This window comes from Pseudanabaena sp. UWO311 (assembly GCF_006937785.1).
In the GTDB taxonomy this organism is placed as follows: Bacteria; Cyanobacteriota; Cyanobacteriia; order Pseudanabaenales; family Pseudanabaenaceae; genus Pseudanabaena.
In genome coordinates this window covers 1-26,305 of the sequence record NZ_SJEE01000044.1, presented here as the reverse complement: position 1 = coordinate 26,305, position 26,305 = coordinate 1, and the positions used below count along the sequence as shown (strand labels likewise).

The window sequence follows — 26,305 nt, the reverse complement described above, 5'->3', positions numbered from 1 at the left end:
ATCAAGATTGCCGTGCTTCGCACGGCAATCTCTTAAAACTTTAGGAGAAAAACAATGGCAAAACATAGTCGGACATGGTGGGGGCAAAAATTCATTAGCGCCCTCGAATCTTTTACCGATTCAGGTAGACTCCAACGTGGTCGCGCCTATTCTGGAGACAGTCGCATTCTCCATTTCGATATTACGAAAGGACTCGCCACCGCCACGATTCGCGGTAACGTCAATCCTTATTTTGGAGTCTATAAAGAGCCACACTATGAGACTGAAGTAAAAATGACCGCGATCGCTGCCAAAGACTGGACAAAAATCATTGCCAATATGTCCTCCAAGGCAAGCGTAGTCGCTAGATTACTGCTCAATGAAGTACCTGAAAATATTGAAGATAGTTTTACCGCCGTTGGCAAACATCTACTTCCCTATAGCAGCAAAGACTTTCAAACTGAGTGTTCTTGTCCCGATTACTCAAATCCTTGCAAACATATTGCAGGGCTATGTTACCGACTGTCGGGCGAAATGGATCAAGATCCGTTTTTGTTATTCGAGATGCGTGGCATATCCAAGGAAGATCTACAAGCAGAATTAATCAAATCGCCTCTCGGCAAAGCCCTCGCATCAGAATTAGGCGATCGCACTCTTGAGCCAGAAGTAGCAACCTCTTATTTCACGAAACCGCAAACTGGAGCTATCAAGGAAATTCCTACTTTAAAACAATTTTGGCAAGGACAAAAGCGCCTACCACAGGCAATTCCCTTTGCTGCTCCTACCAGTGTATCGGCGATCGCGATCAAAAAACAAGGCGACAACCCGCCTTTTTGGCATAAGGATAGTTCATTTATCGAAACTATGGAAGCACTTTACGATCGCGTAAAAAATAAAAACTCAGCATTACTATAGTTACAAAGTTACAAAAACTAATGGAGCGGACTACGCTTGCCCTATTAGTTTTACAGCAATTACTGCTCAAACAAACCCCAAGAAAAATTTTAAAAGTGTTGCAAAGCAGCACTTTTAAAATTTTTCTTGGTTTTCGCGCAAGTCGCTGTAGGTTTACTGATTAACATCGCAGCCTAGATTAAAAAGCCGTTCTGATTGTTGACCAACTACTCGTCCAATCGCAGTACCTATCATGGTCAAAACATCCTTGTTAGTTAGATGAATATCAACGGCAGTGACATTAGACGGTCTAACTTCTAAGGTCTTACCATTAATAAAACTAGAAACGCGCTTGCCGTTACCAGTGAGCATCCATAACTTAACTTCCTTATCATCTCCACCACTAGCTAAGTAGCAGCCTTCATCGCTAAACGCCACCGATCGCACGGGCTTACCATGATGAGCATTTTCCCATCCATCCAGCATTTCACAGGGGCGATTGCTTTGTATGCAAGTCTTCAAATCCCAAACAGCCATATAGCCTTGATTATCTCCAGTCGCGAGCAGACTCCGTTTGCGATCAGTAGCTGAGATGCTCTGAATATAATCATCCTGTCCACCTTTTTCTTCCTGTTTACCTAATTTAGGATAGGGAATTACTTTTACAGTATCTTTAACCCAATTCCAAAGTACCAGTTGATTATATCGACCTGCGATCGCCAATGTACTGTCATCTTTACCGACTAAAGCGATCGAAGTAACTGCAAAATCAAATTTTTTGATTTGAATAGGCTGAGTTGGTGGATTAGTAAACAAGTTCTGAAGATCCCAGCGCAAAACCGTACCACTCCCATGACCACTAAAAAGTGTCCTAGAATCAAGCGTATAGGCTAAATCAAAAACTCGATCATCCGACTGGTTACTGAATGTCGCTATGGGACTTTTATCTATATTATGCACATTCCAAATTTGAATTTCGCCATTTTCTAATCCTGCTGCCACAAGATCGTTATTAACTGGACGGAAACGAGCTACTCGGATTGCTTTTTGAGCCTCGCCAATAGCTCCTAGATCTTGGTTGACCCATGGTAAATAGAACCCATCTACATCCCATTTGCGCATTGTCCGATCATTAGAGCTACTAATTCCATATGTCCCAGTGCCATCAAACTGTACTGAAGTAACTGCACCTTTATGGGGAGGGAAAGGATTATTAGGATTGAGCCATGATAGCCACCAAGTGGGAATTAACATCAGCAATGTCAAAATCATCACCAAAATCATTGGAATTATTGGTTTAACAACTACTTCAATAGCTTGAATTTCGTCAATTGTATTAACTCTAGGGTCTTGCCAATTTGCTTTGACAAATAAATACAATTTCTGGACTTTAGCAAACCAAGATCGAGATTTATTGATTTCCAGAACTAGTTCTGTCTTACTGAACGGTTCAACATTAGCGTCATTTGGAGAAATCTCAAAGGAAAAATCTGAATAATCACTGGTCAGAACATTTTCGACTTCAAAATCTATTTTTTGTGGCAGATTACTAGCATTATCAGCAATCAAAGTAAATATAGCAGGTGATGATTGCCAAAATTTCCACCACGATGTCCAAGATCGATTAGAGGGAATTATTTGCTTTTTTGGTGAGCAGAGAAATTCTAAAGAACCTTTTGGTAAAACCTCTAAAGTGCATTGAGATTCAGATGGGGAGCCATTAGTATGCGAAACAGCAATAGTAAAATTATAAAGTTGGGAGATTGCTTCATGATCAAAGGGTGGATTACATAAAAATGTGGTTTTAAATTTCGCCCCTGGTTTTAGTGGAAATTGCTGGATATTCCCTTTCGGTAGCCATGAATCAGGTAGACCATGACAAGTTAAGGTGACATTTGTATTCTGTTTACTAGGGTTCCCAATCAGAATTGGAATTTCTATATCTTCGAGAGGTGTAGCTTGGATCTTGTAAAATGGTGCATCTAAATCTAAGTGCGATCGCCCTGCACCTTCCTCCAAGATAATTCGCATTACAGCTCGATTTTCTTCGCGCAGTTCAATCGAAAAGACTCTTACAGTAATGTTCATGATTCCAGTAAAGCCTGAAATCGGGGTTTCAACGATAGAAACCACAAATTCCACTAAGTCTCCTGGAGGGATCTTCACACTTACATCAGGAGAGACCGTAAACCACTCATAGTTGATATCTTGAATATCTATTCCCGATGGAATTATATCAATTTGAAAGCTGGCAAATTGATTACTGTCATTAATAACTACTACTGGAAAAGAATTTTTTTCAGAACCAATTTTAAGGTTTAGTTCTTTTTGAGGCATCTCTAAGCCAATTTGATTTACTGTCATCGCCGTATTTTCCTATGTTTTTCTTGTTTGATATAGCTTAGAATTTGAGATGCTCTACTTATGCCGAGCAGCTCTTGCTCGGCTTAGAATTGACTGCAAAGAATCTCCTTGACCCATTTGGGAAGCGATCGCCATCTTTTTAGCTTCATCCTTTTCTTCGCGAAGTTTACGCAGTTGGCTTTTCATCCCCTTTTGACGTTCAGCTATGGTGCTTCCCATTTCTTGAAATACTCGCGCCATTTGTCCCAATTCATCTTTGCGCTGAGCGACTGATGTTAATTCTTCAGGGTCAAAAGATTCTTCTTCAATTTCTTTAGCTGCTTTCATCAAGTTTTTGATTGGTCGTAATAGCCATGACGAAATCGCCAAACCAATCAAAATAGTAGCACCTAGCATAATCACAATAATCACTAGAGTAGTTCGATTATTAGCATCAACTTCTTGCATAAATATTGACTTTGGCACAATAATTCCCACCGACCAATCTAGCTGTAAGTCTCTATTCAATTTATGCGTACTTACAATATATTTTTCACCATTAAACTCAAATTCAACTACCTGTGAGTCTATAAGGTTTTGGAATCCACCAACCTGTTTTTGAATAGCCAGACCAGCATTTTGGAGTCGGATGTCTTCACTTTGGGAAAGTTCAAAACGCTTAGCGCCATTTTTCTCAAAAATTGGCTTTTCAGATGTAGCTGCTACTAAACTACCATCACCCTCAACTAGAAAAACATGCCATTGATCCGAAGGGCGCGTTTTGAGCATGAACTGTTTAATTTGTTTCAACGACACATTAATACCCACTACACCCTGAATTCCTCTAGAATTGTAGATAGGGGTAGCTTTGGTTGTAGTTAACTCATTGTCAGTAGTACTGACAAAAATCGAGCTCCAGATCGCCTTGCCAGACTGTTTTGCAGCAGTATACCAAGGGCGGTTTCGATGGTCATAGTTTTTTTCGGTTTTAACCAGTTTCCCACGTACCCCTTCATTACTGAGTTCATAGGTCGGACGATCAGGATTGTTGCTGTCTTCTCGAATTCTTAATAAGAAGTTGGAATCACCGTTGCGTTCTATAGCAACCATAGTTCCGCTTTCATTCCCATAAAACAAGATATTTTGCGCATTCATTTCTCTTAATTTATTGAATATATCTTTCTGAACCTGACTAATATCATTCGGATTGACGCTACCATTGCTGAGGGCATTTGTCATTGCTTGGTTAATTCGTACCGACGCTTCTAGATAGGAAGTGATTTGCTGCTCAACGCGAAAATTTAAATTCTCACAAAGTTGACGGGTTAGCTTCTGAACAGCGCGTTCGCTGCTTTGAAACGAAATCCAGCCTGTGAGACCCACTGCTACAGTAATCTGGATACTAAGGACAATGGGAACAACTTGTCGAATCGAAGACATAGATAAATAACCTTAGATAATTGTGAATGTTTAGCTATCTTATGCAGTTTTCTCAACCATATTGGTGATGCGGCGCTGATCGTCTGCAAGTTTAGGATCAAGCTTTTGGTTTTGAGGATTCACTAGCATCGCATTATGCATCCCATAGCGTCGAGTTGCATAGTTAAGAATATTTATACCCAATTCATGACAGTTACGAATGATTTCTCTTGTCAAAGCTTGCTCTGACTGACCACTCCAGATTGATGATAATTCGCCTAATATGACAACCACACCACCATTTGTAAGTATTTGGATTGGTTGCTCCACGATCGCAGCTAAGTTTGGAAAGAGAAATGGCTGACTACGGAGAGGATGAGTAATTTCTAAATCAGAAAAAACTCGCATTGGTGTTTCCATAGGAAGGCAACCACGCAAAGAACTAAGTAAACTTTCAGTAGAAGAGCTAACTTCAATCGCGATCGCATCTAACTCAGCTTGCAGTTCTGCTTGAATGCTAGATTGGTCAGACATATTTACATTTTGTTGACCATTAACAAATTGAGATTGCATGGTTTTTCGCAATTTATTTTTAGCGGCTTCTAATTCATTTTGAATTTCCAATAGATTGGCTAGCTGACTATTCCGAATCGCCGCCTCAATTACAAGTACACCGCCGATCGCAGTATACTCTCGCAAAGCTATTTGTGTAGATTCGTTGATAGATAGGGCTTGAGCATGGGTTAGATAAATAAGGTGGTAGCCACTAAGATGATTGAGCGTTAGTTCAGCATTAATATCGAGGCTACTAATTGGCTCGATTAGGCTCAGACTAGGGGCAAGGCTGGGCAGAGATTGTCCAAGGGCACAGAAATATTCTGAGATGGCAATCTGTTGATTTTTCTGACTATGAAAACAGGCGATCCGAATTGAGTTTTGTGGACGAATCTTGGCTTGCAATCGGTAGCGCAGATCGAGTTGAGATATGCTAGGCGAAAATACATCCACAGGCTTCTGGACTGTTAATTGTCCTTCCGAGATCGTAATTCGACAGATCTCAATATCTGTATCAAGGGGCAAGTCAGTCTTCTCATTAACTCGAAAGGTTTCTACCAGTATTTCATTGGCATTAGTTCGCTTGAGTTTAGCGGGATCAACGTAACTAAGGACCAAATAAACGGGCTCAATTTCATTGTCATAGGCAATCGTAGAAATCCGAAAATCAAGGCAAGTAGGCACAACAATAAAATTACCTTGTAGATCGATCGCCATCCCTGGTTGGATCTGTACCCATCGTCCATCGCGAAACTTGGATGGCAAATCCTCAGGTGCTGCGATCGGTGCAACCCCCAAACCACAGATAATTCCTGGCAGAAATAGGGACTGATACTGTACATTTTGGCGATGTTGGTGATATTCGTGAGCGAGTCGCCATCGTTCACTATTAATCATCAAGCCATCAGATACCTGTAGCCGTTCAAAGGATTTGATTTCTGGATAAGGAAAGTCGTTCATATGGTTTTATCAATGCAGTTTCAGTTTTAGGGTTAGGTTTGGCAACACTTCGGGTTGCCAAACCTAAATAATCTCTAGATCGTAAGTACAAAAAACAGGTTTCTCACGTTCGATAATCCTCCGAATTAAAGGTAAATCAAGACTATTTTGCAAATCGTTACGAATCCTCACTACAAAATGAAAAGGTCTACCACCGCCCGTTGAGGCATTATTGCCAAGAGTTGCTTCACCAATTACAAAGCCTCTACCTATAATTTCAAAAATGCTAATGTGCTTTTCTGCTTCAGGCAAATGTTCATCAAGGGGCAAGCCAGTAAATAAATGGATATAAAAGCGTAGTCCTCTCCGAGTTCCCCGCCAACGATAGATCTGCATGGCTTGCTTGATCAAATAGCGCTGTCGCTCAATCCCAAGAGTCGGTGCTGTGTCCCAGCCCACCCAATGGGCAAGAAATGGCAACATAGTTTCAGGAGCTAACATCGGATCAAGATAAGCCCAGAGAGTATCCAAAATTTGAACATCAGGTTCGAGCGTTTCTTCAAAGATTTTTAGCATCCTACCGACAAAGTCAACTTCACGGTAAGTATCAGGTAAGAAGTCTAGATATAGACTTGTCGGACGGATATAAAGCTGAAATGACTCGATCGCAAATAGTTCTAACCTTGGAGAAAATCCAGAATCTGAGGCGGAACTAGCATCTCCACCATAAATCTGTAGCTGTCCTTGATAGTTAATCGTGAGGGCTTGACCATGGACGATCGCTTCTTGATTTTCAAAAAAGTCCGCAGGAACTTGGAAATAGAGAACAGCTTCCATCTCTGCATAGGGCGGTAACTCATTCCCTTCCATGCCAATTTGGAGCCAATGGTTTGGAAAGTTCCCTTCTACGCGCAAGTTAGTCAGTATTGCTCGATTGCTGGAATTTCTGAGTTTAACTACTATTTCGCTCGGCTCACTAGGATTAACTAGCAATTTACACTTAGATGGCGATCGCCCATTATCAGAGCTATTCGACTGGGATAGATGGCTCTGGGATCTTTCCAAATTATCCGCACTCGCCAAAGTCTCTTCATTAGCATCAGGAGACTTCATCGAAATTAGTTGAATACTTAGCGCTTGGAGCTTGCTTTTTGGAGTCATAGGAGTGGTGCTGTCTAACTGACAATATTAATCACATGGCTAGAGCGCAACCTTGGACTGCGCCAAGAACAAATCAAACCCAATGGACCTGGATCAATCATCGGTTGCGGGGCGAGTTTCCGCATCCATTCTCCATTTACATAGCGTAATTCAAAGAGTTGTACTGTACCTAAAAAGCGAACACCTTGAAAGTTTTGCAATAATTTGACAATATCTGAAGCATAAACAGGACGACCAAACTCCCAACCTTGACCACTAAGTCCACCCGTAATCGGATTAAGGAAACGATAGAGCATGATCTTGAGCTGTCGAACAATATCTTGCTGTACCTTTGGATTGCTGTAGGAAGATTCCAAAGCAATCTCAGTTTGGACAGAGCAGCCTGTATATACAGGCTGCTCTAGTTGAATTTGCACACCTAGCATCTTGCGTTCATCAAGATAGGCTAATACGCGATCGCACAGTGGTGCAGTCAAGATGAACTGATCTGGAGCCATCCCTTGACCTAGATCTATACTTTCAGTACGGACTCTAGGGACAGTTAGCAATCTGACAATTCCTGCATCTTCTTTACTCTTCGCTGGCGCACAAATCACACGAGCTACAGCACCATCGCCTGCGATCAGTGTCAGATATTCAAAATCTGTCTGAGTGATGGCGCGATCGCGAGTGCGCAGCATCTTAGGTACGCGGACTGCCACATCATCAAGGGACTCAGCATCCACGCCATTTGTAGCAGAAACATGGTTAGTTAAGCTTGCCACATAGGGGATGGCACTTTTAGATATTCGCAAACTGCCGCGTTGTACATTGCCGCGAAATCCTCCACCTGTGCGATATTTCACCATTTGGATGATCGATCCTCTAGGTGGTACGGCTCCATATTGAGTCCCACTAGTCTTCGTATTCGTTGCGATCGCCTTAGTCTCATCGGCAATAACCCTTTGCATCGGTTCACCCTGAATGCGCAAGCGTTGCAATGTATGTAAGCTCTGATAATTGGGTGTTTGCACAAAGGGACCAAATTGAATGTTTCCAGAAGTGGAATCAATAATGTAGTGCAGATCGCTTTCTGTGGATTCTGAGAAATCGGCAACTTCATGCCATATTTGTGGCAGTCCAACTGGTGGCGTGACTAGCAAATATTCATCAGCTTGGCGCGGCAATACTGGCTGATGCAGCAATTGAAAGACTTGCCCCGATTTGCCATTACTCTCACCCACAACTTCATTCGTAATTGCATTACATTGAGTTGCTTTGACCGTACCGCCAATCGCCCTCGCACTCATACCAATAATATGCGGCGCTCTATTATAACCTGATTGATTAGGGGTTGGCTCGACGTAGCTACAGCGTAGCCACCGCCCCCGATATGTAGAAAACTGTGTCACGTCCCAAGTAAGCGGTAAATGAAAGATCACCTCTGCCCCCTGTAGAGGATTAGTTCCTTCATCTGCTAATTCGCTAAAGCTAAATCCCTTAGTGCGATCGTCACTTTCTTTTTGGAGTGCAGGTTGCCATGCATTGCCATTCCATGCTTCCCAAAACCGAGGCGGATTATTTGGGTTAATTCCTGTAGTTGTGGCAGACTCTCCCTTTAACTTGAGTGCTATCACATTGCCATTAATTGGCTGCTCTCCATCAAAGACCACATAAAAGCAATTATTCGGTTGAGGCGGATCGCTAAATAGAGCTATTTCCTGTCCCGACCAACCTTCGTCGCGATCTTCAGTCCATACATCTAAAAGCAGATCCAGCAGGAATTCAGGATTCTCTTCGGATCTAGGAGCAGCCAACAGGTTTAAAATTCTGGGATTGCCAATCACCAATGGCTGATCGGTACTGAATATGATCGCCTCTTCGGTTTCCGTCCGTAGCGTGGCGACCTCAATCCCCGCAGGAATTGTATAGGGTTCAGGCAAAGAAGCACTCAGATAAAAAGTTACCTCAGTCTGGGCGGGGGCAGGTGGCTGTAAGCGAATACCGAGTAATTCTAAAAAAGCAACATAATTGCGGCGAGGCACTTGGTTAAATCGCATTAACATCTGATCGGTTAGCCATGCAAATAGCTCGATCAGAGTTACACCTGGATCGCTAGGATTGTAATTTGTCCATTCTGGACAGTAGCGCGGAATTCTGAGAAGACACTCATTCACCAATTCCTCAAAGGTGCGATCATCAAGATCCGATTTTGGCAAATTGGGAAGAAAATCAAACTCTTTCGTCATTACACAGTGCTCTTAGGTGAAATTGGCGATTAGGCGATTACTCAAATTTTACTAGCTATCTTTACCCTTCGCCATTAAATACCAAATTATTTCAAAAAGCTTAAAGTATGACTAGAGCAAAAAGTACGAGGCGCAAAGCACTGTAATTTAATTACTATTCGGTGGCAGCAAATAAAACGGATAAACCATGTTGCGACTATCATTATTCTCCTTGATCTGATATTGGATCTTAAGATCTAACCGCCCTTTAATCGGATCAGGCTCCGCATAGACACCCGTAACCTTGATTCGAGGCTCCCATCTATTCAATGCTTCCTCAACATAAATTCTGGCAAGTAAAATCGTCTGTGGATTCATTGGCGCAAAAGTGAGATCCGATAGGCGGCAACCAAAGTTTGGACGATATACACGCTCTCCCAATTTTGTATTCAAAATCGTCGCGATCGACTCCTCTAAATTGCGATCGCCGCTATCAGTTTTTAGTTCACCTTGAATATTAATCCGCAGGGGAAATGAAATCCCTCTCCCAAGATAATCGCGATCTGAGCTGCTCATGGAATTTGTCCTGTTACTTGTCCAGCAAAATTAATTGAAATCACCCCACCCCAAGCACACATACATTTTGAGGAGTTGTTAAGCGCGGGAAAGTTATTGATCAAGACAGTTGGACAACCTGGAACCCAAGGGGCTACGGTCACAGGGACGCAAGGCATGGGCGTAAGTACTCCTAAAGCTGCTGCTGTAGCGGCGATCACCATCGGATTTGCTGGCGAGCTACACATACCAAATGGGGGGATATTTGCGATCGGCGCAAAATCCATAATTGACGCAGCAAGAGGACCACCCGTCATTACAGGCATCCCCTTAGGAATTACAATCAGCGAACTTGGGGCAACGCCAAAACTACATTGAAGCATTGCTCCCATAACTACTTGTTGTCCCATACCTTATCTCTTCTAATCTTTAATGTTATAACGCTCTGTGATGGAGAAAAAACTAAACTTGCCACTGCTAGACAATTAATTAATCTTAACTAAACTACCTTTAACAACAGCGATTCCACTTGCCTCCACATTAACCAAACCACCTTTAATAGTATTAGTTGCAGTCCCTTCAACATTAATCGAAGGCGCTTCCATTTTGGCTGAAGCGGTACCTTTTATCTGCACTTGTGTTCCTTCAACTACTATACCTGAGGTAGAAATTACTATTTTGTTGGCACCGACTTTAAGCGTAATGTTAGTTGTTGCAGTTAAGGTCATATTAGCCGCATTAATCGTTAAATCTTTAGTTGAACCAGATGTACCAGTTTTAACTGTAATGTCACCAGTTGAAGTTAGGCTAATTACCGGACCGCTATCTTTATCATCAGCCCGAAATTTGTGTCCACCAGTAGTTTCTAACTCAACAAATTTTTCACTGTCGTTTAATCGCAGGTTATGACCACCAACTGTATTGAGGTACACGCCTTTTTTGGTAGTACCTTTATCTTCTTCGACAAACTGAAGCTTATGTCCAAGACGAGTCTTAAAAGTTCGTAGACGAACTTTACCATCTGCAACACTGTCAGTTACGACTTCAGGAGGAGCATCAGTACCGTTCCATACGCCACCAATCACATATGGACGATGGATATCGCCATGCTCAAAGGCGACTAAAACTTCATCATCAACTTCTGGCAAACAATCAAACCCTCTATTAGCTCCTGCCCCCACTCCCACGACTCTAGCCCAGTTGCTTTCGTGGGCTTCGGTTAGTGTCGGAAATTTAACTTTGACCCTTCCCAATTTGTCGGGATCCTCGCTGTTGGTAACGAGCCCCACTAACATGGTTTGCCCTGGTTGCAGATGTGTCTTCGATGACAACATGGAGTACAAATCGCCACCACGTAGACCGCGCACACTAAAATGCGTAGTATAGTATCCATTCTGAAATAAGTGATGAGTTTCCGTAACATAATAGCTGCCGCTATAATTCCCCATGTCAGTGAGCTTGATTACCTTACCTGCCCTGATCAAAGGATTGCCAGTACCCTTCGCATCAGCGTGGACAAATTCGCCACCTAGTTCATCGCATAGAGATTGAGCGATTTTGTCAGATTCAGCAGTGCTAAAAACTGGCTGATCGACAACAATCATTTTGGTACTACTACTAAATTTAGTACTAGATGCACTACCTTTACCACTAGTATTGCTGGTAATTACTGCTTCGGTGGATGCTGTAGAGACGATCACTTCTTTTTTCGTATAGTCCCATCCTCTAACTTCAACAGAGCTAACTTGTTCCGCACCCGTAACACGGATGCGAAAGCTAGATAGATCTTTTAACCATTTAAGAGATAGCTCAGCACCTTTGGTAGGTTTACGAAAATTCAATTTACCATCTTGCATATATAGCTCAAAACCATTGCGAGCCGCCCGTTCTTGCAAAAATTCCATGTTTGTTTGGTTTTCTTGGAATACATATTTATGGACGGGGGTGGTCGATGTGATGGTACCAAGCGTAATACCACATTCACCAGCTAATTTTTTGACAATATCGCTGTCAGTCATATCTAGAAAAGATTGACTACAACGTCCTCTATGCAAGCGATGCGCAACGTCATAGCCACGAATAATAATCGGAGCCTTAGCTTCTTCCGTAAAATCTGTTTCGATCGCGGTGATTTCACCTTCCAAGATATAAGCAGTCGATGCATCATCAAAATTAGGATCTCCTGTGGTGCTAGAGGTAAATCCAATTTTGATCTTTTTACCGATCGCAAATTTACTCATATGCGACCAAGGCGCGGCGCTGTTACCAGTGAAGTAATTATTGCTAATGATCAGTGTAAACATGCCTAGTTGATGCAGACTTTCTTCGGCAGATATTTGCAAAATATCTGCAATCAAATCTTCGGAAGCGGCTGTTCCATCAATTGCAAGTGAGAATTGAGATCTATATGTTGCTGGCATTGGTAATTATAGTTAGTAATAAAAACGCTACTGGAAATATTTCTAAATGTCATCAACTAAATGTCGTCAACTTCTTGGAGATCGATGCTTACCTTTGCTCTGACAGGTGTACCATCGGCAAGAAACATAGTGAGTTCATAGCTAATGTTGGTAACAACACATTTCATATAATTTTCTCCCCAAGCAAATATATATACGGGTGGTCGTTTTAATGACCCTGCAATTTCTGTGGATTTAATAATTGGCGAGATTAGGGTGAGAACACTTGTCTTTGTTGCATATTCATAAGTATCAAACCACAAATTTGATAACTTCAAAGTTTCCGCACCTCGATTGGAGTAAGAGACCTTTGGAAAACCTGCTGTGGTATATGCTGCTTCTTCTTTCCACTTAACCGTTCGCGAAAACAACAGGCTGCTGGGGTTAAATTGAAAATTGATGGCTACAGCACCTGCATCGGTGGTGGTGAGCATTGCTTTAACGAGTGTCATGATCTGGTTTCCTAAAAGTGTCTAAAAATTCCTAAAAAAGTCTCTAAATAATTAATTAAAGCTGTGAATTACCAAGGTAATCTTCCTTGGTATCTGGTTCCTTGTCGTTCTTTTTCGGTTTCTAAGCGCTTCTTTAATAAAATATATATTTCTTGCGCAAGGGTTTCAAGATTTTGGTCAAAGTTTTCATCGTCCTGATTTTGATCTTGTCGAGGTTCAACAGAGACGGTTGCTTCTGGCAATTGGTCAGCGTTGATTTTACGTTGTACTGTAGGGAATTGAGTGTTGATGATTTTGTTGGGGTTGCCTTTCTGTATTCCTGTTGGTGTTATATATAGGTCTTGATCGCTGTCTGTGTCGTTTTGATCTAGCGATCGCTGTATGGTTGTTTGATTGCTGGTAGAACTTACGGAGGCAGGTTTGGTTGCTAAAGGACTGCGATCGCTAGTTTTTTGATTGTTCAATGAACTGTCTGGTGAATTACTAGAACTTTTAGGCGGTGGTAAGTTAGCTAACAATTCCGCAATGTTTGACCAACCAGTAGAATTAGTCTGATTACTATCAGGATTTTGATCTTGTTTGGGCTGAATTATTTGGGGCAAATTATTTAAGCTATTAGAAAAGCCGTTTTGGCTAGGGAGATCTGCTTGCGATCGCTGTACAGTTTGAGAAGATTTAGAGCTAGTGGTTTTGGATGGTGTCAGTGGCGAAAAATTACCCAAATATTCTGTCTGAGAGAGATTCTCAATAGCTTTAGGTAATTTTAGATCAGCGGTATTACTAGGATCTCTCATCATTTGGATAATAGTTTTATTTTCACTGTTATCTATAGGATTTTCCTGATTGTTTGCCTCAACTTTTCTCTGGATCGACTGGCTGCGATCGCCTTGCAAAATATCACTAACAGCCAAAATGTCAGGTTGTTTTTGCAAAGAATCGGTCTGAGTTGTTTGAGTAATATTTGAGTTAGTCTCTCTTTGGATAGTGCGATCGCCTTGTGATAAATCATCTAAAACAGGCGATCCAGCAAATCTTTGAATATTTTGCTCACCTTGTGAAATATCACTAACAGCCGAAATATCAGATTCTCTTTGGATTGAATTAGTCGGAGGAGTTTGAGTAATATTTGAGGCAGTTTCTTGGATCGTGTGATCGCCCTGTGAGACATCATCTAAAACAGGCGATTCAGAAAATCTTTGAACTTGTTGAATAGTTTGATCGCCTTGAGAAATACCATCTATAGCCGAAATGTCAGATTGCCTCTGGATTGCATCAATTTGAGAAGGTTGGGAAATATCAGCAGTTGTGAAGTCAGCTTCCCTTTGGATCGTGCGATCGCCTTGTGAAGCATTATCTAAAACAGGTAACTCAGACAATCTTTGAACTTGTTGAGGATTACTGATTTGGGCAATATCATCTATAGCTAAAATGTCAGATTGTCGTTGTATTGAATCAATCTGAGGAGTTTGAATAATATTCGAGTCAGAATCTTGGATAGTGCGATCGCCTTGTGAAACATCATCTAAAACAGGCGATTCAGAAAATCTTTGAACTTGTTGAATAGTTTGATCGCCTTGAGAAATACCATCTATAGCCGAAATGTCAGATTGCCTCTGGATTGCATCAATTTGAGAAGGTTGAGAAATATCAGCAGTTGTGAAGTCAGCTTCCCTTTGGATCGTGCGATCACCTTGTGAAGCATTATCTAATACAGGCGATTCAAAAAATCTTTGAATATTTTGATCGCCTTGCGAAATATTATCTCCAGTCGAAATATCAGATTGTCGTTGTATTGCATCAATCTGAGGAGCTTGTGAAATATTTGAGACAGGTTCTTGAATCGTGCGATCACCTTGTGAAACGCTATCTAAAACAGGCGATTCAGAAAATCTTTGAACTTGTTGAATATTAAGATCGCCTTGAGAAATACCATCTATAGCCGAAATATCAGACAGTCTCTGGATTGCATCAATTTGAGAAGGTTGAGAAATATCAGCAGTTGTGAAGTCAGCTTCCCTTTGAATCGTGCGATCGCCTTGTGAAGCATTATCTAAAACAGGCGATTCAGAAAATCTTTGAATATTTTGATCGCCTTGCGAAATGTTATCTAAAGCCGAAATGTCAGGTTGTCTTTGTAGAGAATCAGTCTGAGGAGTTTGAGTAATATTTGAGTTAGACTCTAGGACAGTGTGATTGTTTTGTGATACATCATCTAAAACAGGAGATTCAGAAAACCTTTGAACTTGTTGAGGATTACTGATTTGGGCGATATCATCTATAGCCAAAATATCAGATTGTCGTTGTATTGAATCAATCTGAGGAGTTTGAATAATATTCGAGTCAGAATCTTGGATAGTGCGATCACCTTGTGATAAATCATCTAAAACAGGTGACTCAGATAATCTTTGAATATTTTGATTGCCTTGTGAAATATCACTAACAGCTGAAATATCAGACTCTCTTTGAATTGAATTGTTCTGAGGAGTTTGAATAATATTTGAGGCAGATTCTTGAATCGTGCGATGATCACCTTGTGAAGCATTATCTAAAACAGGTAACTCAGAAAATCTTTGAATATTTTGATCAACTTGTGAAATATCATCTATAGCCGAAATATTAGATTGTCGTTGTATTGCATCAATCTGAGGAGTTTGTGAAATATTTGAGACAGGTTCTTGAATCGTGCGATCGCCTTGTGAAGCATTATCTAAAACAGGCGATTCAGAAAATCTTTGAATTGTTTGATCACCTTGTGAAATATCACTAACATCCGAAATATCAGATTCTCTTTGAATTGAATTGGTCGGAGGAGTTTGAGTAATATTTGAGTCGGAATCTTGGATCGTGCGATCGCCTTGAGAAATACCATCTATAGCCGAAATGTCAGATTGCCTCTGGATTACATCAATTTGAGAAGGTTGAGAAATATCAGGAGTTGTGAAGTCAGACTCCCTTTGGATAGTGCGATCGCCTTGCAAAATATTATCTACATCCGAAATATTAGATTCTCTTTGAATTGAATTGGTCGGAGGAGTTTGAGTAATATTTGAGTCGGAATCTTGGATAGTGCGATCGCCTTGTGAAGCATTATCTAAAACAGGTAACTCAGCAAATCTTTGAATATTTTGATCACCTTGTGAAATATCATCTATAGTCGAAAAGTCAGATTGTCGTTGAATTGCATCAATCTGAGGAGCTTGCGAAATATTTGAGACAGGTTCTTGAATCGTGCGATCGCCCTGTGAAACATTATCTAAAACAGGCGATTCAGAAAATCTTTGAATTGTTTGATCACCTTGTGAAATATCACTAACAGCCGAAATATCAGGTTCTCTTTGTATTGCATCAATCTGAGGAGCTTGCGAAATATTTGAGACAGGTTCTTGGATCGTGCGATCGCCTTGAGAAATACCATCTATAGCCGAAATGTCAGATTGCCTCTGGATTACATCAATTTGAGAAGGTTGAGAAATATCAGCAGTTGTGAAGTCAGATTCCCTTTGGATAGTGCGATCGCCTTGCAAAATATTATCTACAGCCGAAATATCAGATTCTCTTTGGATTGCATCAGTTGGAGGAGTTGGAGTAATATTTGTGTCAGGTGCTTGGATAATGAGATCGCTTTGGGATACACCATCTAAAACAGGCGATTCAGATAATCTTTGAACTTGTTGAGCAGCATTGCCTTGTGGAATATCACTAATAGCTGAAATGTCGGATTGTCTTTGGAGCGCATCAAGCTGAGGATTTTGCGAGATACTGTCAGTTATGAAGTCAATTTCTCTTTGGATAGTGAGATCGCTTTGTGATACATCATCTAAAACAGGAGACTCCGAAAACCTTTGAACTTGTTGAGGAGCATCGCTTTGTGAAACACTATCTAAAGCAGACCATTCAGAAAATCCTTGAATATTCTGATCGCCTTGAGAAATAACATCTACAGCCGAAATGTCAGGTTCTCTTTGGATTGCATCAATTTGAGGAGGTCGAGAAATATCAGCAGTTGGTAAGTCAGTTTCTCTTTGGATAGTGAGATCACTTTGTGAACCAATATCTAAAACAGGCGATTCAGATAATCTTTGAACTTGTTGAATATTAAGATCGCCTTGCGAAATATTATCTACAGTCGAAAAGTCAGATTCTCTTTGGATTGAATCAATCTGAGGAGTTTGAATAATATTCGAGTCTGACCCTTGGATAGTGCGATCGCTTTGTGAAACACTATCCAAAAGAGGTGTTTCAGAAAATCTTTGAATATTTTGATCACCTTGTGAAATATCTTCCACAGCCGAAATGTCAGATTGTTGTATTGCATCAATCTGAGGAGTTTGTGAAATATTTGAGGCATAATCTTGGATCGTGCGATCGCCTTTTGAAGCATTATCTAAAACAGGCGATTCAGCAAATCTTTGAATATTTTGATCACCTTGTGAAATATCTTCCACAGCCGAAATATCAGATCCTCTTTGAATTGAATCAATCTGAGGAGTTTGAGTAATATTTGAGTTAGACTCTTGGATGGTGCGATCGCCCTGTGAAACATCACCTAAAGCAGACAATTCGGAAAATCTTTGAATAGTTTGATCGACTTGTGAAATATCACTAACAGCCGGAATGTCAGATTCTCTTTGAATTGAATTGGTCTGAGGAGTTTGAGTAATATTTGAAGCAGATTTTTGGATAGTGAGATTGAGATCGCTTTGTGCTAAATCATTTAAAACTGGGGACTCAGAAAACTTTTGAACTTGTTGAGGAGCATCGCCTTGTGGAATATCACTAATAGCTGAAAAGTCTGACTGTCTTTGGATTGAATCAATCCGAGGAGTTTGTGAAATATTGTCGGTTATGAAGTCAGGTTCTCTTTGGATAGTGAGATCGCTTTGTGATGCATTCTCTAAAATAGGCGATTCAGAAGATCCTTGAACTTGTTGGATACTCAGCTCGTCTTGCGTAATATAATCTACAGTCGAAATATCAGATTCTCTTTGGATTGAATCGGTCGAAGGAGTATGAGTAATATTTGAGTTAGACTCTTGGACAGTGCGATCGCCTTGCGAAACAGTATCTAAAACAGGCGATTTAGACAATCTTTGAGCTTGTTGAAGATCGTCTTGAGAAATATTTTCTACAGTTGAAATGTCAGGTTTTCTTTGTAGAGAATTTATCTGAGGAGCTTGTGTAATGTTTGATTCAGGCTCTTGAATCGTGCGATCACTTTGTGAAATATTATCTAAAACAGGCGATTCAGAAAATCTTTGAACTTGCTGAATATTCTGATCGCCTTGTGGGATGTCACTAACAGTCAAAGTATCAGATTGTCTTTGAATTACACCAGTCTGAGGAGATTGAATAATATTTGATTCTGGTTCTCGAATAGTGCGATCACTTTGTGAAGCATTATCTAAAATAGGCGATTCAGCAAATCCTTGGATATTTTGATCGCTTTGTGAAATATTATCTACAGCCGAAATATCAGATTCTCTTTGAATTGAATCAGTCTGAGGAGTTTGAGTAATATTTGTGTCAGGGGTTTGGATAGTGCGATCGCTTTGTGAATCGCTATCTAAAACAGGCGATTCAGAGAATCTTTGAACTTGTTGAATATTAAGATCGCCTTGAGGAATAACATCTACACCCGAATTGTCAGATTGCCTCTGGATTGCATCAATTTGAGGAGGTCGAGAAATATCAGCAGTTAGTGAGTCAGTTTCTCTTTGGATAGGGCGATCGCTTTGTGAACCACTATCTAAAACAGGCGATTCAGATAATCTTTGAATTTGTTGAATAGTTTGATCGCCATGGGAAATATCTTCTATAGACAAAGCCTCAAATTGTGTCTGTGCTTCACTTTGAACCGACTGGGTGATATTGTCAACAGGAGGAGATGACGGTTCTTGTTGTATATTACGATCGCCTTGAGAAATACTATCTATAGGAGAAATATCAGGTTGTCTTTGTATTCCATTAGTTTGTGAAGCAGGAGATCTGTTTAGAGGTTGTCTTTGAGTTGATTTGTCGTTAGAAGAAGTACTTGAAGACAAATTATTTTGTTTCTTGCGCTGTAGATTATTTCGGGAAGAAAGAGACTTAGTTTGAATATTCGATTGATTTATTGCTTGTCTGTCAACCTTAGACAAAGAAGTTGGCGATACAGGTTGATTGAAAAAAGGAGAATCGTCAAATGAATTATTAAGAGGTTCAAACCCATCATTAATTTCAGCATTATCGGTATTAAATAATGATACCGCCCCTAAAGGATAGATAAACTTTGGCTGCAAAAACGACTGCCCAAGAGATGGAGGTACAATCAGAGGAGCATAATTGCCTAATGGAATATCATCAGGCATATTTTCATTGCTACTTACCTCGAAAGGGATTTCGGTATTTTCAATCATGGTCTAAGAACTTGGGAAAGAACCAGATGAATCTCTTGCAACAACTGTCGCAATTCCACCGCCTTCAAAAGCCACAGTCAAGCCTTCAAACGCGATCTTTAACTCTTCAATAGCAACAGAGTTACCATCAGCCTGAAGCGACGGGGCGGACCAACCAACAGGAACTGCGCCAATCAATGTCCAACACTGCCTTGTGTCACCAGCTTGATTAAAAAGTAAAATTCGGATATTTCTTCTACGGTTAGTTGTTGCGGTAAACCATCTCCAGAAACTTAAGTCATTAGTTACACCATGCTTAAGCGTTACTTCAGTAAAAGAAGTTTGTTTTAATAAAAAGCGTTGTTGATCGTTAACGCCCCCTTCAGAAACAGGCTGTACTTCCACCTTTGCGCTTAGTCCAGAGCATTCCGTAAAACCTGCCACAATTGTCGCAGTTGGCAACATTTCTACATAAAAGTGATTAGTTGTAACATATGATTCTGCTCTAGCGAACTTACTACTATTTGTCATAATCTCCCCTCATAATTTCTACCGACACGTTCTTTTTGTTGTCGTAATTCATTGGTGAGCAATTCATAAACCCGATCGCTAAGTAATCTGATTTGCAAAGGCTCTTGTAAGACTTTTGCCGCAAACTTGGCAAGTTCGGCACGTTCTGTGGTTTCGTCAGAATGTTTTCCCATCAACGATTTACCATGTACATGTATATCTAAGCGTATACCGTATTCAGATTACATTATACATTGGTTGCCAACAGTATTTTACCAAAGTAAAAAAATGCGATGGCACTTTTTTGCTTTGGTATAGCCTTAGCCACTTTTATCAAGACAAATCCAAAACCAAATAGAGAGAGGCGGCGCGAAGCGCCGCCTCTCTCTATTTGGTTTTTATGTCCTAACAAGAATGGCGACAGCTATATTAGTAAAAAACAAAAAAGTGAGTGACGATGCGAAGCATCGTCACTCACTTTTTTGTTTTTTATTTGACTGGAAATTTTAGAGGGATCAGTCCAGTTTGCTTAAGTAGGTTTTGGGCTTCTTCAGTTCGCATGATTGAGACAAAACGCTCAGCGATCGGCAATCGGCGATTATCGCGGGTATAGACCACTGAAATGGGATAGGCAAGGGGATAGCTTTGATTGATAAAAGCATTGTAGTTTTGAATGTAACTACCTTTCTCATTGCAAAGATCGGCGTTGGGTGTGATGGCAGAACCATTCGTCCAAACTAAAGGTGCTACGAAAGAGCGATAATCATCAGCGATCGCAAGGGGATAGACCGAGCATTGCCCAAAGACCTGACTAATTGAGCCAAAGGAAATACTACCAATACTGCGATCCTCAAAGTCTTGGATTACTTGCCGCAACGAATCAAAAATAGATAGCGAGGTGATCCTTCCGTCTCTAATCAAACTTTGGAAAGCTGCGATCGCTATTTTATCTTTCAGAACCCTTTTCTCAAATATTTTGACTGACTCATCATCTAGGGGCATATAGAGCTTGACTTCTAAGTCTGGACCTCCTAACTGTCTCCAATTAATAATTTCTCCTGTATAGAGTAGACGCAATTGGGCAAAGGTGAGCCTACCTTGTAGAGACGTTGGTAAGCTGTTATTGCGCTGGGCGTAGCTAAAAGCAACAAACACTGTCAAACCATCGTATGCAATATCCTGAGTAATAAAGTTACCGTCCAAATTATCAGTCATACTGGAAATAGCAAAGTCGGCTTGATCAGACAGCAGTTGAGAGATTGGTGACTGGTTGGCAGATCTATCGACATTGACTGGCTGATAGCTAAGTTGGAGTTTCGGCTGACGTTTTTGGAGTTCATCTTCGAGGGTCGAGCCCTTAGCAATCAAATTATTTTGTAAAAGGCTATAGTTCCAAGTGCCATTTTTGTCAGAAATATAGGTGAATTTGCCTTCAGGAATATCGGATATTTGATTAATACAGCAAGGGAAATTTAGGTTTGCAGCTTTGGGTGGTTGCGTTAACCAGAAATACAGCAAGAATAGTAGTAGGAATAGGAGAATTACACCGATTGCGATCGCGATTACTTTCTTGGTTAACCATGCCCACCAGTTCTTCTTAACGGGCTCAACTTCTTCTTGCTCAACAAACTCTAGGAGAGCATCGCGATCAATGTGTATTCTTAGTAAGGCTCTCCGAGCTACTTCGGCGCTGCTATAGGATGTTTCCCCAAATCCGAGTAAATTTTGAACAAATTTTTTCAGCCCCTGATGAACTTTCCCATCCCAATGTTCTGGGTCGAAGGGATTTAAGCAGGAGCGATTCTCAAGATCGATGACTCCACCTTTTAAAAGGTAGAACGCAATATAGCCTAAATCTTCAAGATCGCGATTGATGGAATAGGGAGGTGTTTGTACATCAGGAGGATAGAACCGATCTTCCCAAAGCGACATATCATTGAGATAGACCGTAAACCCCTGAAAATTTGATCGGATCGCGATGCTATAAAAGGTTAGATTGCCGTGAGGAAGCCCTGAAGTCACTACCCCAGAGCGCAATCGATACTTTTGTGAATGTAAAGACTCAAGAGTTTGTAAAGCTTGATTAAGAAAAGATTTTACCTGCCAGTTACTCATTGCGCCATGAATATCTAAATAGTCAGATAAAGTGAGTGCCTCATCAATTTTAGGAAGGATTGCATAACAACGCTCTTCACGAGCATCGGCGATCGCTTCTATTGGTGTAATTAAACGTGAGTCTTGTTTGCGACCATCTGACAATTTAAGTTCCGATGATGCTTCAAAATTACGTTTGCAGGCTCTAGCTTCTTGATCGTTAAAATATTTTTTGGGGATTACATATTCTTTTAATAAAAAAGGTTCCCCATCAGTTAAGTTAGTAGCGCTATAGAGACGACCACTGCCGCGAATGCCGATATAGTTATCTACTTGGTAAACTCCACCCCTACCACGCACTTTGACTTCAGGAGGCAAACTAGCAGGAAATTGACATTTTTTGCAGTATTTATTATTTGGATCGTCGGTGACGGTTTCGTGAGGAAATTCGCACCGAAAGGGATTTGACTCTTGACATTGATAACGTAGAAATTGAGGCTTGATTTGCCAAATTGTCCCCACTCTCTGATCGACAGAAATTTCTTTTAAAATTTCTTTAGTTTCGTCCTTTTCGGGTATGCCGATACCTTTAAATGAAGTAATCGAAGGGGGTGCAATACCTAAATCATCTCTAAGAAATGGGATTAGAAATCGTAAAGGCGCTGGAACTGTCTTATTTAAAAATTCAACAAACTTATTGCCGATCAGCCCATCAATAGTGCCAAGAAACTGCCCCCAAAGGTCTTTGATGCGTTTCCAGAATTTTTGCCAAACATTTGGAGACTTCGTAGCCATAGATTGCTTGCCTTATTCTTGTTAGACTATTATCAATTACAGGGTGTGATTTGCGGCAAAAGTTCGTATTGTTTATACATTTTGTCTAAAGCATATCCCACCACTTTACCCCCATTCAAGATTATGGCAAGAGATCAAGTAGCTCGTCTGTATCGAGCAGCGAAGACAGATTCCCTTCTCAAAGCAAAACTAAATCAAGCTCCCGATCTTGAAAGCTTTGTAGAAATGGCAAAGGCTGAAGGATATGACTTTACAATTGAAGAATGGCAACAGATGACCAACTTTGAGGTTGAGGAATTAAAGTGTAATCTTTCTGAAATCCCTGGCATTTAGGCTTGTGAATTAAATAAATTGTTAAAACCCAATATTGTTGAGGTGGGCTACGCCCACCTCAACAATATTGGGTTTTAAATTATGGCTTGACTGGTTTTGGTTTTAAGCGCTCGATCGCGATCACTTTATTGGTCGTGGCTTGCATTTGATTAGGATTAAGCTTTAGGGCTTGCTCAAATGAAACTAGCGCATCAGCATTACTGTTTAGCTCAAGTAAAGCTAGACCTCTACCAGTCCAATAGTCAGCATTTTTGACATCGATCGCTAGTGCTCTGCCATAGGCTGTGGCAGCTTCGGCATTGCGTCCGAGGGACATCAGGGCTAGACCACGATTAAACCAAGCTGTGTCTGATTTGGGATTAATACCTAAAGCCTGTTGACTTGCCATCAATGATTCTTGAAAACGATTGAGTCGCCAGAGTAGAGCCGATTTGTTTGTCCATATATCTGCCAAGAAGATTTGGCTACCAATATTTGCATCGCCTTCAATGGCTTTGTCATAGGCTTTGAGCGCTTCTTCTGTGCGCCCCAATGAGGTAAGAATGCGCCCATGATTAAACCATGCGCTTGATGAATTTTGATTCAGGGCGATCGCTTGATTCGTTGATGAAAGAGCTAAGTCAAAACGCCCCAAAGCCCATAGAGTTGCGGCGCGATTGCCCCAAAAACTCGCTTGGCTTGGCTGGAGTGAAATTGCCCGATTTGCCGAAGCAAGCGCCTCTTCGTACTTACCTAAACCGTTGAGAGCATTGGCTCTCTGATCCCAAGCCCAAGCTGGCCCCAAATAGTCCCATTGTTGATCGCCTTCTTGGAGTGCGGAGTTACAGGCGGCTAGTGCTTCTTTATATTGGCGCAGTTGGTTGAGGGCGGCGCAGGAGTTAGCTAAGGCGAGGGAATATTTTTCTTTTGCCTTGAGCGACCATTCCTGTGAAGCCAAAGCTTCGGCATAACGCCCCAATCTCCATAAAATCATCCCCTGCTCGGCCCATGCCTGAGCATTTGTCGGCTCGATCGCTATGGCTTTGTCATAGGAAAATAGGGCTTCATCAAAGCGTTTTAATTGATTCTGGACTTTGCCCTTAGTTTTCCACGCGATCGCAGGGGTGGATCTGCCCCAGTTAGCATTTACCTTGATGGCGCGATCGCAGTCTTGGATGGCATCGGCAGAGCGATCAAGAGCAACGAAAATATCGCAGCGTTCAGTGAGCGCTAGAGAATAATTTGGGTTTGAGCGAATAGCTAGCCCCAGCGACTCTAAGGCTTCCGCCATTTTCCCCGCCCGTTTTAGCAAAGCTCCTTGGATGTACCAGACCATTGCAGGGGATGCATCAGCCCAGTTTTGGTCGAGTCTTAGCGCCAGTTCGCAAGAAGCGATCGCATCTTCATAGCGCTCTAATTCCATTAATGCCCCACAACGTTTTGCCAAACCGCCTGAGTTATCGGGTTTTAGCTTAATAAAGCGATCGTAGGACACCACCGCTTCGATATATAACCCTTGCCCTGCCATGGCATCGCCTCGCTCTAGCCAAGCGATCGGCTCATTCGTATTTAAGGTAATCGCCTGATTGCAAGCCTCGACGGCTTCTTTGTATTTGCGAGATTTGACCAAAGAGCTACAAAGCGAAGCCCAATAGTCAAAATCCTGTAGCTTCTCTTGGGCGATCGCTGTCGGAGCGATCGGCAAGTTTAGCAGCACAATCATGAGCAACCAAAACCGCTTGCCTTGTTTGACTGACTGAAAAAAAGAACGCAAATTCATTGGTAATCCCAATTTCTCAACCACAGGTCTTGCAAAACTTGTCGCCCAATACATCGCGTAATGTGACAACAAATTTTCATATCCACATTAATTTATCATTATGACTTATGAAGTAGGTAGTAGTGTCGTGGGCAAAGCTAACGTAACAATTACCTACTATCTAATAATATTTTCGATGGATGCTTTTACTCAATCGAGGTCTGAAAATGAGCATTTTGGCTAGGGTGTTATTTTCGGGATTTTTTACGGCGATCGCGATCGCTTTGCCATTGAGTGCTTTTGCTGACCCTAGTAGCGATCGTATCCAAGCGGCTAATCGTCAACGCCTGATCGAAACCAACCGCTGTCAGGGCTGTAATTTACAAAATACAGACTTAAATGGGCTGAAACTGATTGGCGCAGATTTAAATAAAGCTAATCTCCAAGGGGCAAACCTACGTAGTGTCGATCTTCGGGGCGCAAATTTGCAAGGAACAAATCTTATCTATGCCGATCTTAGTTATGCCGATTTGCGGCTTGCTAATTTTGGTCAAGCCAATTTGACAGGGGCAAATCTGAGTAATGCCTATTTACTTGAGGCTTCTTTTCGCCAGAGCAATCTCCAAGAGGCGAATCTGACTGACAGTTATGCGGATGGCAATGTCGATGTGTTTACATCTGTGCGTCAATTTGTCGATCTTGAAGGGGCAAATTTGCTTAGAGCCAATCTGACTAATGCCAAGCTAGGTTTTGCCAATCTCGAAGGGGCAAATCTCAGCGAAGTTAATTTAGTTGATGCGGATCTCGAAAATGCTTCATTAATCAATACAAATTTAACAAAGGTAAAGTTATGTAACACGACCCTGCAAGATGGATCAGTAAATGATCAAAATTGTCGTTAATTTTTTTTGATTGTGCGAGAATGTGCAATATCAAATACATGAAGTGTCTCAGTAAGTAAATCTAGGGGTTAGTGGTATGTCGCGTACTTACGATAATGAAAAGAAGCCTTCTCAATCTACATTTTCATTTAAACCCACAACTTCATTGTTAAAAACTAGAGGCTTCGCGCCAATTCAGACGGATTTGGATGAAGATGCTACATCTCGACCTTCTGGATACACTGAGAATTTTCTAGAAAAAATAATTAATCAGCACGGCACTGAGTCGTCTGATACGCCGGTCCAACCAAAACGCATGAACCGCTTGCAGACGCTTCAGGCTAAGCGGATGTCGATGATTCAAGCCAAGCTGAGTATTGGTGAGCCTAACGATAAGTATGAGCAGGAAGCAGATGCCACTGCATCTAAAGTTGTTCAGCAGATAAATTCACCAACTCAGGATAAATCTGTCCAAAAGCAAGAGTCGATGGAAGAGGATGAATTGCAGATGAAGCCAATCTCTTCAATCCAACGAGAAGCATCAATGGAAGAAGAGGATGAATTGCAGATGAAGCCAATCTCTTCAATCCAACGAGAAGCATCAATGGAAGAAGAGG

General features: G+C 41.2%; 17 protein-coding genes and 1 pseudogene. 4 read left to right on the top strand and 14 right to left on the bottom strand.

Annotated features, from left to right (window positions below; all coding sequences use genetic code 11):
* Nucleotides 1-54 precede the first annotated feature (54 nt).
* The gene (locus tag PseudUWO311_RS22235) at nt 55-894 is read left to right on the top strand and encodes an SWIM zinc finger family protein (RefSeq protein WP_142657418.1); all 840 of its coding nucleotides are present in this window, start codon (nt 55-57) and stop codon (nt 892-894) included.
* Nucleotides 895-1,047: 153 nt separating this feature from the next.
* On the opposite strand, the gene PseudUWO311_RS22230 is transcribed toward PseudUWO311_RS22235, so the two are convergent.
* From PseudUWO311_RS22230 to PseudUWO311_RS22175, 13 genes are all read right to left on the bottom strand, one after another.
* A complete protein-coding gene (locus PseudUWO311_RS22230) occupies nt 1,048-3,237 on the bottom strand; it encodes a hypothetical protein (protein WP_142657417.1) in 2,190 nt (729 codons plus the stop codon).
* Between the two features lie 54 nt (nt 3,238-3,291).
* Nucleotides 3,292-4,656 (bottom strand): cache domain-containing protein, encoded by a 1,365-nt coding sequence (locus tag PseudUWO311_RS22225; RefSeq protein ID WP_142657416.1) that lies wholly within the window; start codon nt 4,654-4,656, stop codon nt 3,292-3,294.
* A gap of 39 nt (nt 4,657-4,695) precedes the next feature.
* Nucleotides 4,696-6,150: a DUF4159 domain-containing protein gene (locus tag PseudUWO311_RS22220; protein ID WP_142657415.1), complete on the bottom strand. Its 1,455-nt coding sequence runs from the start codon at nt 6,148-6,150 to the stop codon at nt 4,696-4,698.
* Nucleotides 6,151-6,213: 63 nt separating this feature from the next.
* The gene (locus tag PseudUWO311_RS22215; RefSeq protein ID WP_142657414.1) at nt 6,214-7,290 is read right to left on the bottom strand and encodes a phage tail protein; all 1,077 of its coding nucleotides are present in this window, start codon (nt 7,288-7,290) and stop codon (nt 6,214-6,216) included.
* Between the two features lie 14 nt (nt 7,291-7,304).
* Nucleotides 7,305-9,518 (bottom strand): putative baseplate assembly protein, encoded by a 2,214-nt coding sequence (locus PseudUWO311_RS22210; protein WP_142657413.1) that lies wholly within the window; start codon nt 9,516-9,518, stop codon nt 7,305-7,307.
* A gap of 147 nt (nt 9,519-9,665) precedes the next feature.
* The gene (locus PseudUWO311_RS22205; protein WP_142657412.1) at nt 9,666-10,073 is read right to left on the bottom strand and encodes a GPW/gp25 family protein; all 408 of its coding nucleotides are present in this window, start codon (nt 10,071-10,073) and stop codon (nt 9,666-9,668) included.
* On the bottom strand, nt 10,070-10,462 hold the full coding sequence (locus PseudUWO311_RS22200; protein WP_142657411.1) for a DUF4280 domain-containing protein: 393 nt from the start codon (nt 10,460-10,462) through the stop codon (nt 10,070-10,072). The genes PseudUWO311_RS22205 and PseudUWO311_RS22200 overlap by 4 nt, the downstream gene beginning before the upstream one ends.
* A gap of 75 nt (nt 10,463-10,537) precedes the next feature.
* Nucleotides 10,538-12,472: a VgrG-related protein gene (locus PseudUWO311_RS22195; RefSeq protein WP_142657410.1), complete on the bottom strand. Its 1,935-nt coding sequence runs from the start codon at nt 12,470-12,472 to the stop codon at nt 10,538-10,540.
* Between the two features lie 56 nt (nt 12,473-12,528).
* Entirely contained in the window at nt 12,529-12,963 is a 435-nt protein-coding gene (locus PseudUWO311_RS22190) for a hypothetical protein (RefSeq protein ID WP_142657409.1), read from the bottom strand.
* A 68-nt stretch (nt 12,964-13,031) separates the two neighbouring features.
* A complete protein-coding gene (locus tag PseudUWO311_RS22185; protein ID WP_142657408.1) occupies nt 13,032-19,358 on the bottom strand; it encodes a hypothetical protein in 6,327 nt (2,108 codons plus the stop codon).
* A 3-nt stretch (nt 19,359-19,361) separates the two neighbouring features.
* Entirely contained in the window at nt 19,362-19,868 is a 507-nt protein-coding gene (locus tag PseudUWO311_RS22180; protein ID WP_142657407.1) for a phage tail protein, read from the bottom strand.
* Entirely contained in the window at nt 19,865-20,041 is a 177-nt protein-coding gene (locus PseudUWO311_RS24225; protein ID WP_190303619.1) for a hypothetical protein, read from the bottom strand. The genes PseudUWO311_RS22180 and PseudUWO311_RS24225 overlap by 4 nt, the downstream gene beginning before the upstream one ends.
* 295 nt (nt 20,042-20,336) lie before the next feature.
* The gene (locus tag PseudUWO311_RS22175; RefSeq protein ID WP_142657406.1) at nt 20,337-22,736 is read right to left on the bottom strand and encodes a substrate-binding domain-containing protein; all 2,400 of its coding nucleotides are present in this window, start codon (nt 22,734-22,736) and stop codon (nt 20,337-20,339) included.
* 123 nt (nt 22,737-22,859) lie between these two features.
* Between PseudUWO311_RS22175 and PseudUWO311_RS22170 the strand changes: the two genes are divergently transcribed.
* Nucleotides 22,860-23,069: a Nif11-like leader peptide family natural product precursor gene (locus tag PseudUWO311_RS22170; protein WP_142657405.1), complete on the top strand. Its 210-nt coding sequence runs from the start codon at nt 22,860-22,862 to the stop codon at nt 23,067-23,069.
* Between the two features lie 79 nt (nt 23,070-23,148).
* On the opposite strand, the gene PseudUWO311_RS22165 is transcribed toward PseudUWO311_RS22170, so the two are convergent.
* Nucleotides 23,149-24,900, bottom strand: coding sequence for a tetratricopeptide repeat protein (locus tag PseudUWO311_RS22165; RefSeq protein WP_223807693.1), 1,752 nt, complete (start codon nt 24,898-24,900; stop codon nt 23,149-23,151).
* 134 nt (nt 24,901-25,034) lie between these two features.
* On the opposite strand from PseudUWO311_RS22165, the gene PseudUWO311_RS22160 reads away from it, so the two are divergent.
* Both PseudUWO311_RS22160 and PseudUWO311_RS22155 read left to right on the top strand, forming a co-directional pair.
* On the top strand, nt 25,035-25,709 hold the full coding sequence (locus tag PseudUWO311_RS22160) for a pentapeptide repeat-containing protein (RefSeq protein WP_190303618.1): 675 nt from the start codon (nt 25,035-25,037) through the stop codon (nt 25,707-25,709).
* Nucleotides 25,710-25,785: 76 nt separating this feature from the next.
* Nucleotides 25,786-26,305: pseudogene (locus tag PseudUWO311_RS22155) on the top strand (hypothetical protein); the annotation flags it as partial.

Excerpts from the sequence above, each read along its gene's own strand:
- PseudUWO311_RS22220 (WP_142657415.1), bottom strand. The coding sequence starts at position 6,150 with ATGAACGACTTTCCTTATCCAGAAATCAAATCCTTTGAACGGCTACAG.
- PseudUWO311_RS22170 (WP_142657405.1), top strand. The coding sequence starts at position 22,860 with ATGGCAAGAGATCAAGTAGCTCGTCTGTATCGAGCAGCGAAGACAGAT.
- PseudUWO311_RS22230 (WP_142657417.1), bottom strand. The coding sequence starts at position 3,237 with ATGACAGTAAATCAAATTGGCTTAGAGATGCCTCAAAAAGAACTAAAC.
- PseudUWO311_RS22210 (WP_142657413.1), bottom strand. The coding sequence starts at position 9,518 with ATGACGAAAGAGTTTGATTTTCTTCCCAATTTGCCAAAATCGGATCTT.
- PseudUWO311_RS24225 (WP_190303619.1), bottom strand. The coding sequence starts at position 20,041 with ATGGGAAAACATTCTGACGAAACCACAGAACGTGCCGAACTTGCCAAG.
- PseudUWO311_RS22180 (WP_142657407.1), bottom strand. The coding sequence starts at position 19,868 with ATGACAAATAGTAGTAAGTTCGCTAGAGCAGAATCATATGTTACAACT.
- PseudUWO311_RS22215 (WP_142657414.1), bottom strand. The coding sequence starts at position 7,290 with ATGACTCCAAAAAGCAAGCTCCAAGCGCTAAGTATTCAACTAATTTCG.
- PseudUWO311_RS22195 (WP_142657410.1), bottom strand. The coding sequence starts at position 12,472 with ATGCCAGCAACATATAGATCTCAATTCTCACTTGCAATTGATGGAACA.
- PseudUWO311_RS22160 (WP_190303618.1), top strand. The coding sequence starts at position 25,035 with ATGAGCATTTTGGCTAGGGTGTTATTTTCGGGATTTTTTACGGCGATC.
- PseudUWO311_RS22205 (WP_142657412.1), bottom strand. The coding sequence starts at position 10,073 with ATGAGCAGCTCAGATCGCGATTATCTTGGGAGAGGGATTTCATTTCCC.
- PseudUWO311_RS22185 (WP_142657408.1), bottom strand. The coding sequence starts at position 19,358 with ATGATTGAAAATACCGAAATCCCTTTCGAGGTAAGTAGCAATGAAAAT.
- PseudUWO311_RS22175 (WP_142657406.1), bottom strand. The coding sequence starts at position 22,736 with ATGGCTACGAAGTCTCCAAATGTTTGGCAAAAATTCTGGAAACGCATC.
- PseudUWO311_RS22235 (WP_142657418.1), top strand. The coding sequence starts at position 55 with ATGGCAAAACATAGTCGGACATGGTGGGGGCAAAAATTCATTAGCGCC.
- PseudUWO311_RS22200 (WP_142657411.1), bottom strand. The coding sequence starts at position 10,462 with ATGGGACAACAAGTAGTTATGGGAGCAATGCTTCAATGTAGTTTTGGC.
- PseudUWO311_RS22190 (WP_142657409.1), bottom strand. The coding sequence starts at position 12,963 with ATGACACTCGTTAAAGCAATGCTCACCACCACCGATGCAGGTGCTGTA.
- PseudUWO311_RS22225 (WP_142657416.1), bottom strand. The coding sequence starts at position 4,656 with ATGTCTTCGATTCGACAAGTTGTTCCCATTGTCCTTAGTATCCAGATT.